The sequence below is a fragment of the Collinsella sp. LCP19S3_B11 genome (assembly GCF_052121915.1).
Classification (GTDB): Bacteria; Actinomycetota; Coriobacteriia; order Coriobacteriales; family Coriobacteriaceae; genus Collinsella.
This window is the reverse complement of record NZ_JBQKDI010000002.1, coordinates 129,029-147,151: the sequence shown is the minus strand read 5'-3', so window position 1 is coordinate 147,151 and position 18,123 is coordinate 129,029. Positions and strand designations below refer to the sequence as shown.

The 18,123-nt window shown below is 52.5% G+C and carries 16 protein-coding genes; 3 read left to right on the top strand and 13 right to left on the bottom strand.

All coding sequences use genetic code 11. The features are described 5' to 3' along the window. Positions 1–172: 172 nt before the first annotated feature. Together ACTQV4_RS02255 and ACTQV4_RS02250 are read right to left on the bottom strand one after the other, a co-directional pair. On the bottom strand, positions 173–1,984 hold the full coding sequence (locus ACTQV4_RS02255; protein ID WP_441569212.1) for a UvrD-helicase domain-containing protein: 1,812 nt from the start codon (positions 1,982–1,984) through the stop codon (positions 173–175). A gap of 5 nt (positions 1,985–1,989) precedes the next feature. Further along, on the bottom strand, positions 1,990–3,711 hold the full coding sequence (locus ACTQV4_RS02250; RefSeq protein WP_441569211.1) for an ATP-dependent nuclease: 1,722 nt from the start codon (positions 3,709–3,711) through the stop codon (positions 1,990–1,992). Positions 3,712–4,024: 313 nt separating this feature from the next. Between ACTQV4_RS02250 and ACTQV4_RS02245 the strand changes: the two genes are divergently transcribed. From ACTQV4_RS02245 to ACTQV4_RS02235, 3 genes are all read left to right on the top strand, one after another. Next, positions 4,025–4,867, top strand: a complete 843-nt coding sequence (locus ACTQV4_RS02245) for a hypothetical protein (protein ID WP_441569210.1) — start codon at positions 4,025–4,027, stop codon at positions 4,865–4,867. A gap of 3 nt (positions 4,868–4,870) precedes the next feature. Continuing rightward, the gene (locus tag ACTQV4_RS02240; RefSeq protein ID WP_441569209.1) at positions 4,871–5,326 is read left to right on the top strand and encodes a transglutaminase domain-containing protein; all 456 of its coding nucleotides are present in this window, start codon (positions 4,871–4,873) and stop codon (positions 5,324–5,326) included. Between the two features lie 164 nt (positions 5,327–5,490). After that, on the top strand, positions 5,491–5,688 hold the full coding sequence (locus tag ACTQV4_RS02235; RefSeq protein ID WP_368144376.1) for a hypothetical protein: 198 nt from the start codon (positions 5,491–5,493) through the stop codon (positions 5,686–5,688). Between the two features lie 70 nt (positions 5,689–5,758). Here the strand turns inward: ACTQV4_RS02235 and ACTQV4_RS02230 are convergent, their stop codons facing one another. The 11 genes from ACTQV4_RS02230 to ACTQV4_RS02180 all read right to left on the bottom strand — a co-directional run bounded on the left by ACTQV4_RS02230 (position 5,759) and on the right by ACTQV4_RS02180 (position 18,123). Continuing rightward, complete coding sequence (locus ACTQV4_RS02230; protein WP_441569208.1) at positions 5,759–7,213, bottom strand: sugar nucleotide-binding protein; 1,455 nt, start codon at positions 7,211–7,213, stop codon at positions 5,759–5,761. 16 nt (positions 7,214–7,229) lie between these two features. Next, positions 7,230–8,252, bottom strand: coding sequence for a dTDP-glucose 4,6-dehydratase (gene rfbB / locus ACTQV4_RS02225; RefSeq protein ID WP_441569207.1), 1,023 nt, complete (start codon positions 8,250–8,252; stop codon positions 7,230–7,232). 19 nt (positions 8,253–8,271) lie between these two features. Next, on the bottom strand, positions 8,272–9,171 hold the full coding sequence (rfbA, locus tag ACTQV4_RS02220; RefSeq protein ID WP_441569235.1) for a glucose-1-phosphate thymidylyltransferase RfbA: 900 nt from the start codon (positions 9,169–9,171) through the stop codon (positions 8,272–8,274). A 255-nt stretch (positions 9,172–9,426) separates the two neighbouring features. Beyond that, complete coding sequence (locus ACTQV4_RS02215; protein ID WP_441569206.1) at positions 9,427–10,881, bottom strand: lipopolysaccharide biosynthesis protein; 1,455 nt, start codon at positions 10,879–10,881, stop codon at positions 9,427–9,429. A 240-nt stretch (positions 10,882–11,121) separates the two neighbouring features. Next, positions 11,122–11,919 (bottom strand): glycosyltransferase family 32 protein, encoded by a 798-nt coding sequence (locus ACTQV4_RS02210; protein WP_441569205.1) that lies wholly within the window; start codon positions 11,917–11,919, stop codon positions 11,122–11,124. 13 nt (positions 11,920–11,932) lie between these two features. Beyond that, positions 11,933–12,928: a DUF6625 family protein gene (locus tag ACTQV4_RS02205; RefSeq protein ID WP_441569204.1), complete on the bottom strand. Its 996-nt coding sequence runs from the start codon at positions 12,926–12,928 to the stop codon at positions 11,933–11,935. Then, positions 12,925–14,142: a hypothetical protein gene (locus ACTQV4_RS02200; protein WP_441569203.1), complete on the bottom strand. Its 1,218-nt coding sequence runs from the start codon at positions 14,140–14,142 to the stop codon at positions 12,925–12,927. The genes ACTQV4_RS02205 and ACTQV4_RS02200 overlap by 4 nt, the downstream gene beginning before the upstream one ends. 160 nt (positions 14,143–14,302) lie before the next feature. Further along, positions 14,303–15,316, bottom strand: a complete 1,014-nt coding sequence (locus ACTQV4_RS02195) for a glycosyltransferase family 2 protein (protein ID WP_441569202.1) — start codon at positions 15,314–15,316, stop codon at positions 14,303–14,305. Between the two features lie 19 nt (positions 15,317–15,335). Continuing rightward, a complete protein-coding gene (locus ACTQV4_RS02190) occupies positions 15,336–16,412 on the bottom strand; it encodes a glycosyltransferase family 4 protein (RefSeq protein WP_441569201.1) in 1,077 nt (358 codons plus the stop codon). Continuing rightward, the gene (locus tag ACTQV4_RS02185) at positions 16,405–16,977 is read right to left on the bottom strand and encodes an acyltransferase (RefSeq protein ID WP_441569200.1); all 573 of its coding nucleotides are present in this window, start codon (positions 16,975–16,977) and stop codon (positions 16,405–16,407) included. Before ACTQV4_RS02185 ends, ACTQV4_RS02190 begins: the two co-directional genes overlap by 8 nt. Beyond that, the gene (locus tag ACTQV4_RS02180) at positions 16,978–18,123 is read right to left on the bottom strand and encodes a radical SAM protein (protein ID WP_441569199.1); all 1,146 of its coding nucleotides are present in this window, start codon (positions 18,121–18,123) and stop codon (positions 16,978–16,980) included. It lies immediately after the preceding gene.

Here is an 18,123-nt window from a genome sequence, read left to right as displayed (position 1 = left end):
AACCCATACATATCGAATACCTGTTCGAAATTAACAAAAGATTTTGCTTGACCAACATGTTGGGCGACCCCCTATTGCCCCACTGCCCGTCATAATCAAACAGGGCACGAGTTACGCCACAAAACTCATCATGATTAAACGTCGGCCTCCGCCTCTTACGCCGAACACTTAATCACCCCTCCCCGTCCATGACCTTCCAACTCACGGGCTCAATGCCCGGAAGAGACGTTAGGCAAGAGGGGCAGGCAACCTGATAGTTCCCGTTATTTGTCCTGCGCTGCATAGAAGCGGAGACATATACCGCTTTGCGGGCGCGAGTGACGCCGACGTACAGCAGGCCTATTTCCTCAATAAGCCCATCTGGCATTTTCTTCGCATCAGCAATCTGGCAACCTCGCGCAGAACGTAAGCATATACCAGCATTTTCACAACGAGAGCAAATCCCTCCAGGCCAATCGAAACGCGTAACGCCCGGAATGAAAACAGTGTCCCACTCGAGCCCCTTAGCGGAGTGAATGGTCATGATCGAGATGTCTGCATCAAGGTAATCGGAGAAACGCCGCAGGGAGCCCTCGGAAAAGATGCTAACGATATAGTCGAAGCGCTCAGATGGATCCATCGCGACGCAGTCAGTTTTAAGGTGTTTCCGCAGCGCCCCAAGAAGCATGGCATAGGACCGCCCATACTCGAATCTCCTGGAGCCAGTCAGCAGTTCATTAGAGACGGAGTCAATTATTTTGTCCGCAGCAGACAGACTGACGCCCTTTTCTCCAGACGCTGCATCGGTAATCCTGGATAAAGCAAACACATTGAATTCAATGAACTCTGGGGCTGTATCAGAGAAAAGCCCGTTGAAGTATGGCATCTCCTCCTTAACCAATTCGTTCATAATGAGATCGGCAAGGGCACCACGCTTACGAACAAGAATCGCGATCTTCCCGCCACCGACTTGGATGAGCGCCGTAACCTTGGAAACAATGGCTGTCGCTTCGTCCTGCTGTGCAGCGCCAACAAATATGGGAAGTCGGGGCGTACCGCCGACAATGGCACCCTTCATGTGGGAGCGAATCGCAGCACCGAGCTCTCCAACGATAGATCCCCCAGAAAACCTATGATTATGTTCGAGCTCCAGCGGCGATAGACACAGGTCGGTAGTGGCCTTTGCCTTTAAGCCTTCCATTGCGCCAATAAAACCATAGACACGCTGAATAGGGTCACCGAACATGCAGATTCCTGATTTATCAGAAACCAAGCCATTTAGAAAGATATAACACAACGCATTCGTGTCCTGCGCCTCGTCGACGAGCACGACAGGGTACGCTGACGACAGATAGGACCTTAACTTGGGAAAATGAGAGAGCAATTCAATTGCAAGGGAAATCATTCCAGAATATGGCAAGAGACCGTTCGGCACGAACCGATCCCTGATGATCCTATTAAAGGAAAACATCACGCGCCTCAAGTCCATGTCCTGACCGTTTCTCATAAAGCGGAGGAAGTCGTCAACGGCATTCTTTTCATTCCAGGTCAGCCTGACACCTCGCAAAACCAGCTCGTTAACGGCGCCGTTGTCATCAACCATAGAAAGCTCGTCAACGTTTACTGGGAGCGAGAGCGATCTCCAGTATCTGCGCAGCAGAGCCCAAGCAAAGCCGTGGAAGTTAGTCGCCATGACGCTGTCCTCAAAACGCTTGGCCACGGGACCAGGAAGCGCCGACATAGTGGCGCTTAAATCCGTACGCATTCTCCGCGCGGCAGCGACGCTGAAGGTTAGGGACAAAATCCTTTTTGGCGGCTGGACTTCCCCAGATGCCAGCAACCAGCAAGCTCGCCCAGTCATCACTGTGGTTTTCCCGTATCCTGCCGGGGCCTCTACGAATACCCTCTTCGATGGCGCAAAAATCGCAGAGCACTGTGATGTATCTCCGCCACAGCGCACCTCAATCGCAGCTCTAACACTATCCCGTAAGTCAGCCTGACTCATCACCATTAAAGCCCCACGGCCTTACAAATAATAGTTTTATAACATGCGGGAACGCCATCGGCACCAAAAACCTCCGCGAGGGCAACGCCAGACCCAACGCCCTTGTTCGATGAAAGCCATGCATACATAAGCGCACGCGATTCGGGTGTGTCGGCGAATAGTCCGTCAAACTCCGATCCCTGGAAATCATACTCAGGGCCCGTCAAGCTAACACCGTAGACAGCGCAGGCATTTTTCAATGCTTTGCTATTGCCCTTGATGGAAGTTGCCCTCTGACGATCCGTCGCCTCAAGAAGTGTAATAAACGAGCTTTGGTTCCTATTAACGAAAATAGTTTCGATGACCTCAGCTTCAAAATCCCGTTCAGTTGTCGTTATGTGGTCTCCAGAAGTTTCTAGCGAATCGTTATCTCTATCGACAATGGAATAATTTGGAATCTCAAACTTGTTCAGAAGTTCACAGAGCGGCTCGACGTTCTTTTTCCCGCCAGCCCTGATAGGCACAACTCCATAATCATCCAGATCCATCCCAAGGTTGCGTGCAAAGACCGGAATGGCCCCAGACTCTGTCTGCCCTTCAAAAGCCAATACCGACCGCGCGAAAAAAGCCTCTCGTATTGACTCAAAGTTCAGCATAAGATGCTTTTCAACCTTGTCAGAAAGGTTAATATCCTTGCCGCACATGACCCTTGGAGAATCTTCGCCCTGTCCAAATCGCACAATGTTCTTATAGCCGCGAGCAAGAATGTTTGGCGAATGCGTCACCATGATCAGCTGAGCTTTGATTGAATCAATCCCGAAATACTCCTTTAGAAGGGCGTTAAACTTGGTGTCCTCCCCTTCGCAAATCCTATGTAAGCTCTTCGAGAGCCGTCTTTGCATATACGGATGAAGATGAGCTTCGGGTTCGTCATAAGCCAGCACGGCATGCAGCACGTGCTTGTCATCGCCATCCGAGCAGAGGCTCTCTTGAAGGCGTTTAGGCGAAAGTCGCATAATGCTCTCGATTATCGAAAGCGAGGCAATGGCGAGGTACTGCAAGCCTACCCCCGCCTTTTTAAAATGAACGCCTCTCTTATCAAGCAAGGTAACCAAACTTCCAAGCGTTCCGCTATCCGATGAGTCGACGCCCGTCCTCACACCATATGATGACAAGATGGGTACGTCACCGACAATCGCACCGAGATCTTCAAGCAGACCTTCGAGCTCATTCCCGTCTAGAAAGTCAAAGACCTCTTTGCCCTCCTTATCCAGGTAAAGAGAGATACCTTTGGAGAGAACTTTACCGACGCCGCGCGTACCGTCAAACGCCAAGTCTCCCCTATTGAAAGATGCAGTAGAGTACCTGAACATATGAACGGATCTCATAAAAGAAGGGGGGATCTTTTCCCCGCTTTCCTCGGCCACAAACTCTATTCGAGAATCCGGATCGTCAGCAAAGGCGCAGACGGTAATGGTGTTTCCGGTCGCAGGATCGATGTCGATCCCCGATATTCCGATCTCGCCCTCGTCCATCTTTAAAGTTACTACAGCACCTGATCGCCTTTCGGTGTCTGCGAAATCTTCTTCGCTGATCATCGCTTGGTTGAAGATTGTATTGAGCAAGTCGAGCACATTCGTTTTGCCGAGATTGTTCTCGCCGACAATATAGGTCACGTCCTCGTCAAAACTAATCGCAACACCATCGAGATTCCGATAGTTCTCAATCTTCAGTTTAGAGATCCTCATGCAGCCTCCCGACCGTTAGGGTTTATGGCTACCAATAATCTAGCACGCCTCGTGTTTTACCGAGTGTGAGGCGCAACCGCTTCGAGTTGCTTCTAAATCGCAATAGCAATCCTAAGAAGGTTATTTGCACGCAAGGCCCCGTCTCTTATGAACACCAATCCCCAGTCTGCTCCCTCCCCCTCCCCAACAACCCCCAGAAAGTTCGCTGATGTTGACTGGGGTTCCCGTAAAATAAACCGAAACAAAATATGCGCGGAGTGCTGGCCTGGAGCTGCCTTCGGACCCTATTGGCTGCTCACCGAGAGGCTCCGCTATGAAACGACCCCTTTACTACCTGCTCTGCGCGATCGCGTGCACGTCCATGGTCGGCGCGACGATGCCCATGGAGGCCATTGCGGAAGCCATCCAGCCTCCAGCAACAGCCGAGCAGCAGACGCAAGCCGACGCCACGAACAGCGACACAGACAAGGTGGAAACCGGCACCAACACAAATGCGACAGCAGATACCGTAGAGGACAGCACCGCAACATCCACCGGCACCAGCGCAGTCAACACGGAAAGCGCTGGCGGCACCACCGCCGCTAACGCCGCAGACGCCGCCACCCCCGACACCACCGCCGCAACCGACACGGCCACCACAGCCCCCGCCCCATCCCTTCGCGCCCAGACCACCCCCACGCCCGCCGCGATCCCCGCCACGTCACAAACCGGCTACGCCCACTCCGTCACCGCAACCCAAAACGGCGTCACCTTCAACGTCTCGTGGAACGACGCCCCCGCGGGCACTGCGACGACCTTCCACGTAACCCAAGCCAACGGCTCGTCCCAGGCCAAGGCGCGCATGGACGTGCCCACCTACTGGGACGGCGGTAGCCATGAGAGCGTCTGCGACCCGTCGCGCCAGGCATGGTCCAGCTACTACAGCCTGGGCACCACAGGCCACGACTTTACCTTTGACTTCACGGCGTCGGGCACGTACCGCATCTACTTCTACTTTATGGACAACGACAGAAACGACCCCCAAAACGACAAGGGGATCTACTACCTGCGCACCACGGCGGAGGTAACCGTAAACGACGCCGCCCGCCCAAGCGTCACGCAGATCGTCAACGACGCCGTGGACCTGTGCAGGCAAGAGACAAACGGCTCGGAATAGGACATGGCGCTGTGGCTCCACGACTGGACGCTCGACCAGCTGGAGTACGACCACAGTCTCAACTGGTGCTCGGCCGAAAGCGGCCTCACGCACCACCAGGGCACCTGCGAGAGCTACCAGCGCATCTACTCCAAGCTCCTTGACGCTGCAGGCATCGCCAACGGGCGCATCACCGGCAACGGCCACACCTGGAACGCCGTAAAGATCGACGGCAAATGGTGCCAGATGGACCTAACCTGGGACGACACCAGCGACAACTGGTACGGAGACCTGGAGCAACGCCTTACCGTTGCGCGTGCGGCCTACTCCGGCCACCCGTGCTTTTGCTCGATGAATGCACATCGGCCCTCGACCCCAAGACCGAGCGAGAAATGCTGGACCGCATGCGAAATCTCGGCCGTACCGTCATCATCGTCACTCATCGATCTGCTGCGTTGGAGGTTTGTGGTCGAGTTGTAAGCCTTTAACCTAAATGAAGAGTGAGCCGCTGCGGTCGTTTTCGACAGCACTCTCGCAATACTCATTAATTTGAGAGACACAAGGTGGCTCAATCCCGCACGATGGTATTTGACAGATAGCCGAATATATGGGTTGTAAATCAAGCCCCGAAAGGAGGTAAAGATATGGACGAGACGACTCAGCACTATTTGAACTCGCTGCGTGCAATTGCGTTTCCAAATGGCCAGGCCTTTGTTGAGCGCAGGGACATACCATTGGCAAAACAACTTATAGACCTTGGATTGGCCAAAAATCGAATCGAGTATGCTGACTGCAGCGGAAACTGCTGGATTTGGATGAACATATCGGCAAGAAGGCCCTAAGTCGTGATGCAAATTGCTCAAGACTAAATAAATAGTGGCTCGCCGGGTTTCCCGACGAGCCACTAAGCTGCTAGAGCGTCTTGAGATACTCCCCCAGCTCTTCCTCCCAGTCGGGCATATGGAAGCCGACGGACTCGAGCCTGGACAGGTCGAGCGCGGAGTGGACCGGGCGCGGGGCGACGGGGCCGGCGGCGCTCGCGTAGTAGTCGGCGGTCGATACCGGCACGACCTTCTCGCCGTTGCCGTTGGCTGCCTCGAAGACGGCGCGGGCGATGTCCGCCCAGGACTTGACGGCGCCGGAGCCGGTGCAGTTATAGGTCCCGTAGGGGGCGTGCGAGCCCAGCACGTGGAAGATGGCCTCGGCCATGTCGCGCGTGAAGGTCAGGCGGCCAAGCTGGTCGTCTACTACGGTGACCTTGTCCAGTTTGTCATCCGGGTCGGCGACGCGGTCAGACAGGCCCTTCATGGTCTTCACGAAGTTGTGGCCCTCGCCGATGACCCAGCTGGAGCGCATGATGTAGTGGCGCGGGCACCCTGCCACGGCGATGTCGCCGGCGGCCTTGGTCTGGCCGTAGACGGAAAGCGGGCTGAGGGGCTCCCACTCGGTATGCGCCTCGGCGGCGCCGTCGAAGACGTAGTCGCTGGACACGTGGACGAGGGTGATCCCGTGCCCGGCGCAGGTGCGGGCCAGAAGCGCCGGCCCGGTCGCGTTGGCCTTCCAGGCGGTCGCGCGGCCCTCGGGGGTCTCCGCTTTATCCACGGCGGTGTAGGCGCCGCAGTTGATGACCGTGCCGTAGAGCGACCAGTCGTACTGAGCGTAGGACTCCGGGTCGGACATGTCGAAGGTGTCGATGTCGCAGAAGTCGAAGTCCTTGGCGATGCCGCGCTCCTCGGCGAGCGCACGCACCGCGCAGCCCAGCTGGCCGTTGCAGCCGGTGACCAGCGTCCTCCTGGGCGCCATGGGGACGACGTCTTTCAGCATCGGATGTTTCAGGTCGGCCTCGGAGAGGGTGGCCTGATCCAGCGGGATCGGCCACTCGATGGCGAGCTCGGGATCGGCGAGGTTCACAAAGGTGTAGGTCCTCTTGAGCTCCAGCGACCAGTGGGCGTCCACCAGGTAGGTGTAGGCGGTGCCGTCCTCGAGCGCCTGGAAGGAGTTGCCCACGCCGCGCGGGACGTAGATGGCCCTGGACGGGTCGAGCGTACAGGTGAAAACCTTGCCGTAGGTGGCGCTGCCCTCGCGCAGGTCCACCCAGGCGCCGAAGACCGAGCCGCGGGCCACGGAGATGAACTTGTCCCAGGGCTCCGCGTGGATGCCGCGAGTGACGCCCCTCTTCTCGTTGTAGGAGATGTTGTTCTGGACGAAGCGGAGGTCGGGGATGCCCAGAGCGGTCATCTTGGCGCGCTGCCAGTTCTCCTTGAACCAGCCGCGCGAGTCGCCGTGGACGGCCAGGTCGACGAGCTTGAGGCCCTCGATGCCGGTCTCGGCGACGGAGAGGTCCTTCTCGAATGCGATGTCTGCCATGTTGGTCTCTCCCCTCCTACTGGCCCTGCGCGCGGTAGCGGGCCTCGGTGGCCTCCTTGGCCGGGCGCCACCAGGACTCGTTGGCGACGTACCAGTCGATCGTCTGCTTCAGGCCCTCGGCGAAGTCGGTGTGGGCCGGCCTCCAGCCGAGCTCGCGCTGGAGCTTCGTGCTATCGATTGCGTACCGGCGGTCGTGGCCGGGGCGGTCGGCGACCCAGTCGAAGTCGTCCGGATCCTTTCCCATCGCCTCCAGGATCATGCGCAGGACGGTGATGTTGTTCTTCTCGCCGTCGGCCCCGATGAGGTAGGTCTCCCCCATGCGGCCCTTTGTGAGGATGTCCCAGACGGCGCTGGAGTGGTCCTCGGTGTGGATCCAGTCGCGGACGTTCTCGCCGCGGCCGTAGAGCTTGGGGCGCACGCCGTCGACGATGTTGGTGATCTGCCTGGGGATGAACTTCTCCACGTGCTGGTAGGGGCCGTAGTTGTTGGAGCAGTTGGAGATCGTGGTGCGAAGGCCGTAGGTGCGGGTCCAGGCGCGCACGAGCATGTCGGAGCTCGCCTTGGTGCTCGAGTACGGGCTGCTCGGGTGATACGGCGTCTCCTCGGTGAACTTGGCGGGGTCGTCGAGCGCCAGGTCGCCGTAGACCTCGTCGGTGGAGACGTGGTGGTAGCGGACGCCGTACTTGCGGACGGCCTCCAGCAGGCGGAAGGTGCCCTCGACGTTGGTGCGCAGGAAGGGCTCGGGGTCGGCGATGGAGTTGTCGTTGTGGCTCTCGGCGGCGTAGTGCACGATGGCGTCGTGGCCCGGGACGATCTTCTCGAGAAGCTCGGCATCGCAGATGTCGCCCACGACGAGCTCCACGCGGTCGGAGGGCAGCCCGGCGATGTTATCGGGGTTGCCGGCGTAGGTCAGCTTGTCCAGGACGGTCACGTGCACCCCGGGGTGGTTGTCGACCACGTAGTGCACGAAGTTGCTGCCGATGAAGCCGCAGCCGCCCGTGACGATAATATTTTTCGGGGAGAAGGTCTCCTCTGCCATGTTCGTATCTCCTCAGTTCCTAGTACTCGCGCGGGCTGTTGACGATCTCGCCGGCGGCGACCTTCTTCAGGTGCCGGCCGTAGACCGACTTGCCGTAGGCCTCGGCGGCCTCCTTGAGCCCCTCGGTGGTGATCCAGCCGTTCTCCCAGGCGATCTCCTCGGGCACGGACACGGGCAGGTCCTGGGAGTGCTCCACGGCGCGGACGAACTCCGCGGCCTCGTGCAGGCTCTCCATGGTGCCGGTGTCCAGCCACGCGTAGCCGCGGCCGAGGGTGACGACGGACAGCGTCCCCTCCCCCAGGTACATCCGGTTGAGGTCGGTGATCTCCAGCTCGCCGCGCGCGGACGGCTTGACCTCATGCGCCTTGGCGGCCACGTCGCCCGGGTAGAAGTACAGGCCGGTGACGGCGTAGGAGCTCTTGGGGCGCTCGGGCTTCTCCTCGATGGAGACGGCCCTCCCCTGCGCATCGAACTCCACGACGCCGAAGCGCTCGGGGTCGTCCACGTGATAGCCGAAGACGGTGGCGCGGCCCGACTGCGCATTCTCGACGGCCTTCTTCAGGTGGCGCGACAGGCCGTTGCCGTAGAAGATGTTGTCGCCGAGCACCAGGGCGCACGGCTCGCCGTTAATGAACTCCTCGCCGATGGTGAATGCCTGGGCCAGACCGTCAGGGCTCGGCTGTTCGGCGTAGGAGAGGTTCACGCCGTAGCGCGAGCCGTCCCCGAGCAGGCGCTCGAAGTTGGGCAGGTCGGTCGGCGTGGAGATGACCAGGATGTCCCGGATGCCCGCCAGCATGAGGGTGGACAGCGGGTAGTAGATCATGGGCTTGTCGTAGACCGGCAGCAGCTGCTTGGAGGTCACGAGCGTGAGCGGGTACAGGCGGGTGCCGGACCCGCCGGCGAGGATGATGCCTTTCATATATTCCGAAATACCTTCCCAACAGTATTCAGACAACAGTGCTAACAATAGATTTTTGGAATCTTCAGCCTTTACATGCCACGATTACATTGCTCTTAGGTCCTACTAGCCCTCTGCATATAAGGCATCAAAATCCGAGCATCATTTATCTTCCCCATATATTCTGAAATTTGAGGCACTTCGTAGGCGCGCACAAACCTTGGAGACAGAATAACGTGTCGGCAAACCCTTTCTGAGAAATGCTCAGCGGCAAGCTCATTGGTTAGCCTTCATTTTCGAGATTAGGTCAAATACAACACTGCGCTTTAAAATCCCAACCACCATAAGAGCAAGAATGCATGCGTATCGCACAGGGGCATAAAAATACGTGAAGGATACCCCTATGCTCAAAATGAGGACGGCCAACGATATTCCGACCACCAAACACATATCGAACGGAATCTCCCTATCTCGTGTCTCTTTAGAAATATGCTTCATCGCCAAATAATGAAATATGGAAAGAGCAATATAGCAAGCTAGGGTGGTATATCCAGCGGCAACAAAACCGAATACCGGAATTAGCAGAAGATTGAGTCCAATATTAAGAAATGCAGCAGTAATTGACGCAAGCATGATTAAGCCGCTGCGTTCGTAATACAGTTCGTAATTCGAGAACAACGTGTATAAAAAGACGAAATAGACGCCCGCCGAAACAGCTGGCATTACCCAAACGCCTTCCATATATTTCTTCGACCCAAGTAGTTGAATAACTTCAGGGCCAAATAGAGCCGGCAAAAGTGAACAGCCGCCGACAAAAACAAGCAGTGCAGCGGATACGGTCTTGATAGCCCCATAGTCGCGAGCAGACATACTCTGATAAAACCAGGGAATATAGGAGCCATTTATGCTTGAAATAAGCATATTGAGAATTCCGGCGATATTATAAGACACGCTATAAAAAGCTGTAAAACCAGCACCACATATATTCGAAATTATAATACGATCAGAAGATTCAAGAACTGACATGGAAAGATAGTGCGGAATGAGGGGCAAATCAAGCCTAAGAGCAAATCGCCAGTACTCAAAGCAAACAAACTTTCGACTTTTTCGAAGAATTGAGATATAGATACAAAGACCGACAACAACATTGATGAGAACCAACGACGCAATTCGCGCGATGACCTTATCGTTACAAAATATAACAGCAGCGACGCCAAGCACAGAAGACAGAAAGGCTGACCCGAGAGTTATTAAAGTAAGTTTTCGATAGCGATAGAAGAAACGTTCTTTTACGCCCCAGAGAGACAGTGCCTGGTAAAAGAAGTACTGTAGAAACATAAGAAGAAACAAAGGGGTGTTAAGCCCAGAAACAGCATTAATCCAATTACGTAGCGACAAATAGAGCAAGAACAGCACTGCTGTACACACATTAGAGAGGCCAAGCATCGAAGTTGTATAGCCATCTCGATCAGTCTCATACCTAACAAGGCCATTATTGAAAACCTGATAATTGAGATTCAGTGTCGCGAAAATGACAAGTACGCTATCCCAAGATTGGTATAGAGCATAAATACCATATTGCTCCGTTGACATAAGCCTAGTGAAAATGGGCACCGTGATAAATGAAATGCCCTTCTGTACAAAGCTGCAAACTGTAAACCATAGCGACGCCTTAATAGGTGCGCTAAGTTCCCCGTACTTCTCTTTTATCTTGGACAGAACAATAGGCATGCCCTAATAGTCAACTCCTCAACTAGAGCAGGAATCAATCTCTTATCCTGCTTGCAAGCAATTAATAAAGGGAAGAACCAGCGCGCGGCTTTCTTGGAGTGGCAATTCATAAATTGCTAATTGTATGGTCCTTCACCGAACGTTATTTGCAATCGACCCTAATCGTAAAATATGGGAAAAACAATCAAAAAAGCAAAGCAGCCACTGGAAGAGCGCTACGAGCCGAATCCTTTACTCAGCTTATTGGAATAGTGTACAGATCTTACGCATCAGTCGCGTGGGGACAGTCAGGCATCGCGCAAAGAAATGCCCCGCGCGGTAGCCCAACTTCGAAATTAGCTTCCACTCCATGTCCAGCTCGCGACGGACTGCTGGTTCCATCCAGGTCATCGAGAAATGATGGATGCTCACGGTATTGGGAGTTAGCACCGTTTCACCCGTAAGCTGCGATTGCGGAGAAAACCAATCCTCTGGATATACTTCAATATCCTCGAATGATTGACGCGTGGCGCTCGAAACATCCAAACCATGTCGCCTGAGTACGTCGGTTTGATACGCAGGACAAGCAAGAAGGTTTAATGTGCCATCTTCTCTAACAAAATCAAGAGTTTCATATAGGTTAAGTATCTCGATTAAGACAGGATGCGAAGCAATCGCGCCAAAACCCAAGCCAAACGCAACAGAATTATCAAAGGCTACGTTATTGTCGGCCATTCCATTGCGATTTTCCCAACCACAAAATAAGCCGCAATCCAAGAGCTCATCAGGGGAACGAACCAGCTCAACATCCGTATCAAAATACAGGCCGCCAAATTGATTGACGACATCGACCCTCGCATAATCGGAAACAAATGCCCACTTCTTGTGATCGTAAGCGTCGCTCATGTATTTATTTTTCCTGACATCATAGTTAGTCTCGTCCCAACGTTTTATTTCGTAATCAGGACAGAACTTCTTCCAGGATTCTATACAGGCACGCTCCTTCTCACCTAAAGGAACACCGCCAAACCAGCAATAATGAATGATTTTAGGAATCATGGAGATCCACTTTCTATATATAGGGGAGATAGGGATCAATATTCGAAGGGTCGGTATCGGTGTTAATAATTGATACTTTGATCCTCCGTAAAGCCAGGCGCATCGCTTTATAAGAGGGAAAACTAGAATGCAGCCCAGAGGGAACCCCTGAAGATCCAGTAGATTCCTCAAGTGTGGCAAACCAGTCAGGACCAATTTGAACCGATGAATCCAAACTTCCGTTGGCCGGTATGCGCATTTTACGACCTTGTAGATGTGCGTAGATATACGACTGCACCTTGGAGACTCCGCTTGATTGATAGAAGCCATGTATACCAGACGCATCAACCCAAAGTGCCTTCGGAGTCTGATTCTGGACTATCCACCTTCGAACGTTAGGATCATAGTATTCGCGTCGAAGTTCAAAATACTTCGTTGAAGCGTTAAAAGACAGGTCATCCTCGTATACAGACGCACCCTGTTCGATGAAAAGCGTATGAATGTTGCGCGCCCACAGCATCTCATCGAAAGCAAATGACTCCAAATGAGAAAAAGCCATACGATACATGCTTTCGCCATCACAGTCGCGTGACATAAAGAGCCTATTTACTTCAGGGACATTGCGGTAAATCGTTAGGTGGCCAGCAGCGAACAATTTGTCGTACCCAGAATCAAGCAACGGCTCAAGATATTGATCCAATTGTCCGAACACCAAGTCACAATCGCAGTGAGCCCAATACTCATATTCCTTTAATTTATCCTCAAGAACATACCCAAGTGCTGGCTTAAAATCGCAAATCTTATAAGGTCTATTAAGGGCAAGAGGAAAGTCGAACTTCGACTGGACGTATGCTTGAAATTCGGGGAATGTCATAGATACGATCTCAACATTCCCGGGAACCTCGGGTATCGTTTGATCAGTTATCAGAAGCCAATCATAATTCGGATTAGCTTCACACGAACGCAAAAATAAGCTGAAGTAATTCCGTAAAGGACCAAACCAAGGCAAAATAAAAACGCAACGTTTCACCGTGGCACCTTCTCCTCTCTAGCAGAAGACGCAATAAAACCTATAGCTAACGAAAAGAAAAGCAGGTAGCACATGTCAACTTTTAAGGTAGCGTTGTACCAGATCGAAATAACCGTGCAGATGACAAGCGCAAAACCACAAGTTAGATAAGGAAGCAGGTCTCGGTTAACCTTGCGACGCAGGTTTAAAAGACATAAACCAATAACCAAAAAGAAGCCAAGATAGCATGCAAAGCCAAGGTAACCACATTCCAGAAAAACCCACTGATGTGTGAACCAGCGATAGTTTAAGTAGCCATAAAGGGCGTAGTATGGGCCAACAAGAAAGGAAAAGGTGGACGTTTCTCCATTACCAAAACCTACACCAAGTAGATTATGTATCGCATCATGTTTAAAAAATAAAGATTGGATAATCGGAAAAGACCCAATCCTTGGAAGCATATATCCCGATTCATAGCTCGTCATCAGGTAATCTTCCATTTTGTCTATGGAACTCATGACGTCGAACATCGCTGGATACATACTCTTCAGTATGGTTAAGCCGATCCAGCCCGCAGCAACGACGACAAAAACAGCAACCGTCAACCTAAAACTTGTTTTGCTCAATAGAATGCTAACGCAAGCAATGATTATGAAATATACAAAGGTGATTTTTTCCTCAGCGATTGCTGCAATTACAAGCGAGGAAATGAGGGCAAAGCCCAACTTTCCAAGGCTAGTCTTGCCAGCTAAATATTGGTTGAAGAAAAATGAAAACAGCAACGCATTAAATGGATTTACACCCGCTCCGTTACCATGTCCAAAAATACCGCCAGTTTCATCCATATTCAAACCCAACATAAAATGCTGGTATAAGACTAGGACAACACTGATTCCCTGAAGCAAAAGAAATGCGTCGAAAATACCAGTAAGATCTTCCTTACGGAGATAAATGACGCATGCATAAAAGAACGCAATGCCTCGAAAAGTATTTCTTACAGCCCAAAGATAAAGCGGCATTCTGACGTCATTTACAACGGCGCTTAGGGTGAATATCAAAAATAGTACTGCCGTTGACAACGCGATAGGAATACCAACGCTTTTAACAACGTGGCCAGGTCTCAACAGCATACCTAACATCAATATCAGAATAAGCACGTCGTTAAAATATCTAATGGTAGCCGGGAAACCGAGCTCCGCGATCAGACACTCCATCACAATCGTAAAGAAGAGCACAAAGAGCGTAAACGTCTTTCCTGTTAGAAGGGGGTAGTCTACTAATCTATTGTTTATCGCAACAATCTTTGTCAAGTTTGTTCACGCCCGTTTCTCATTCCCAATAGTTATAGCAGTGCGGTAATTAGATACTCGTGCCATAGATTTCAACCGATCAGTTTCATCCGCAAACACAGAGCAATTGAGCAAAACCAATTCCTCGACCGTGAAGCAATCGCAGCAGCAATCTTCGCTTCCATCCAAAATGGGAACTTCCACACGCTTTGCTTCTAACCTCATTGAATAACGAGTCGTTTGCCAGCTCTGTAAAATAGACCCTTTTTACGGCTTGCGATTCGCTAGATTGGGCCAAATCTTTTAGAGCTGCTATAACAAAAGAGACATAGGGCTCCATCAAGCGGTCCCGAACGTTCTCGGAATAACCGCATTCAATTGATAGCTTACGGCAAGCTATGTAAAACTCTTTTATTCGCGATAACCTATCGGGTCGATATACGTGAGTCAGTGACTTGGGATTAGTTCGATAATTATAAAAAGCCCTACCGATAACAGAAACGCGGCGCACATATCGAAACAGCCCGAGCATTGAATACACGTCTTCAGATATTATCTCCCTCTCGGACACAAACTGAAATTTGTTTGAAGTCAGTAATTGACGATCAATCATGCAATCCCAGGCCGTAGCCATCAAATTCCAGTTTTCACCGGTATCCCAATTGGCACCGATATAGAAAGGAAGAAAATCCGCTCGGATCTCTTCGCCTTCAAATACTTCTTTAGGGCATCGTGGAATCACTTCGTTTAAGATGCTGTTGCCGTCTGTAGAGACAGAGCGCATTCCGAACAAAACAAAATCAGACCGATCGATTACAACCCGAGAAACGCACTGTTCAATTGCATCCAAATCGATATAGTCATCACTGTCAAAGAAGCAAATATAGTCACCTGTAGCTATCTCGATACCGCTATTGCGGGCCATGCCGAGGCCTTGGTTTTTCTTATGAATAACCTTTACTCTCGAATCCTCCACTGCCCAGAGATTGCATTTCTGCGGACAAGAATCCTCGGATCCATCGTCAACAAGAATGACCTCAAGATTTTTGTATGTCTGGTTCAAGACGCTTGAAACACATTGATCAAGATAACGTTCAACGTTGAAGATGGGCAGAACCACGCTTACCAGGGGCGTTGAGTTATACATTTGTCCCCCTCAACCATTTACAAAAACAACTTTCAATTTCATGCGCCATTTTCTCCTCGTTGCGCTCATCCCTTAGCCAAACAGGGGCGAGGGACCCAATACGCTCGCGATAGTCTTTATTCTCAATTACTGAGCGTAATTTCTTTGAACAATCGTCTACATCTAAGGGTCGATAGAAAACCGCGCTTTCCCCGTCAACCGCATAATCAACAAGACTCGGAGCTTCTGCGGCGACCACGCATTTTCCCATGGCCATTTGCTGCATTAGCGTCATCTGGCCATACGAATAGTTATAGACCTCGAGCGGAAGAACACAGAACAGGGCGCCCTTGATATAGCTGCGCATTTCTTGAACAGGCACAGCGGGAATCATGTCAACGCCCGGTATCCCAAGATATTTATCATCGACGTAGCCGATTATCTTAAGACGCAAATCGGTTTTCAACGAGCGATATGCCTCGACCACGGTATCCCAGTCCCTCTTCGCAGACCCGATACAGGTGCAGTAGGGACGTCCATCAAAGAACGGCGAAACATCATCGGCCTCAAAGAACTCAAGGTCAGTCCCGAATGGAATGAACTGAGCCTTATCTACAAGCCAAGGAAAAAACTTTCGATAATACGTAATTTGGCTGCTCGTATGATAAATAAGCCCGTCAATAGACTTACTTGCCATCTGCATCAACTTAAGGGCCATGCCTTCCTCGGATGCGCTAGCAAACGATCCGATATCGAAAACAACATGCTTCGCCTTCGTCTTGAACAGCCTTCGCCAAAGACTCAAGAGCACGCCCGATTGCATTCCGTGGGACACGATCAGGTCATACTCGCCGAGCCGCGGTATGACACGCAAGGTCTGGATGATATAAAACCGTAGATTCTCTTTTTCAAATCGCTCTATCGCGGGTAGGGAGCGAACGTCAACGACATCCACATCCCAATCGCCTTTGAAATAACGGAAAAACCAATAGGGCTCTCCCTCGCACACGAAATCGGGCGGCTGAAGATCGGAGGGTTCCTCTTTGCAGTAGCGAACCTTCCAATTAACAAGCATAAGAACTTTATTCATAATAGCCACGCACCCAAGATAAGGTCGATGAGTCCCAGCACTTTATAATCCGCGCAGGCGCACCAGCCACGACACAATAATCCGGCACATCGTGAGTCACAACTGAATTAGAACCAATGACACAGTGCTTTCCAATATGGACATCCCCGACTATCGAACAGTGAGCACCCACCCAAGAGCCCTCTCCGATTCGCAAATCAGAGTGACCATTTCTCCTAGGCGCATAAGTGCCCTGATCCATAACCGGAATAGACACATCCGCATAGCGATGATCTTCGGAAGAGATGTAGTTATCAGGTCCAAGCAATACCGCCTGGCCAAGGACAATATTCCCATCGAGACGACAACGGGTCCCTATATCGCACCTATTACCAAGCACGATGCCACCCCCCCCCGCAAACAAATCGCAGAAGGGCCGAATCTGAACATCATTTCCGATTGCAAGAGAAGCACCGTTAACGATATGAACATGAGTGCCTATATATACTCTTTCACCTACATTGGCACCGGCAATCACACCTCGAAAAGCACCAAATAGGTTTTTTATGGTCTTCTTTGGATTCACTTACAGCGCCTCATGCGTCTCGTACACGTGGGCGTCAGCCTTCGACGCCTCGGACAGGCCGTCATTGATCTTTGCGCACAGGTCGCAGGTTGAGCAGGCGTCGAGCTGCTCCTTGGTCACGCGACCCTCCTCGTAATCGCGCACGACCTTGAGCTCGTGCATGTCGTAGGGCCTCTTGGTAAACAGGGCCTTCACCTTGTGCTTGAGCACCCACCAGCCGGGCTTCCAGATGTACTTGTGCATGGCCGGGCTCACCGAGCCGATCATCCAGCAGTTGCGGTCGCAGTGGCGGACCTTCGCGCGGACCTTCTCGGCCTGGTCGGAGTTCCAGAGCTCGTCCCAGGACTCCTCGTTGAGGTTGCCCATGACCTCCTTGTCCTTGGTGCCGTTGCAGGGCATGACGTCGCCGTAGGGGTCGATGAAGAAGGTGTCGAACGCCATATCGCAGGGCAACAGGCGCGGCTGGCCGTAGATATAGTTGATGAGGCCGTGGTTGAAGTAGGCGCGGAACCACTTCTTGGGGCTGTTGGACCTGAGCAGCTCGTTGACCAGGTCCTCGAAATTCTTGGCCACCATGGGGCGGTCGTGGATGATGTTCTTGGCCTCGACGAAGTAGAAGCTGTTGTGCAGCGACGCCGTGGCGAACTCCATGCCCAGCTCGTCCGAGATCTTGTAGAGGGGCACCAGGTCGGGCGCGTTGAGGTCCTGCACCGTCATGCCGAAGCCAACGTCGGGGTGCTTGAGCTCGACGAGTTTCTTGAGCGTGGCGTAGCCGCGGTTGTAGCCGTTCTCCAGGCCGCGGATCTTGTCGTTGGTCTGCTGCAGGCCCTCGATGGAGATGCGGATGCCGACGTTGGGGAACTCCTCGCACAGGTCGATGATGCGGTCGGTGAAGAAGCCGTTGGTGGAGATCACGATGCGGTCGGACTTCTTGTAGAGCTCGCGCACGATGTCCTTGAGGTCCTGTCGGATGAAGGGCTCGCCGCCGGTGATGTTGGTGAAGTACATCTTGGGGAGCTTCTTAATGGTCTCGATGGAGAGCTCCTCCTCCGGGCGGCTGGGAGCCTTGTAGCGGTTGCACATGGTACAGCGCGCGTTGCAGCGGTAGGTGACGATGACGGTACCGTTGAGTTTCTTTTCTGCCAT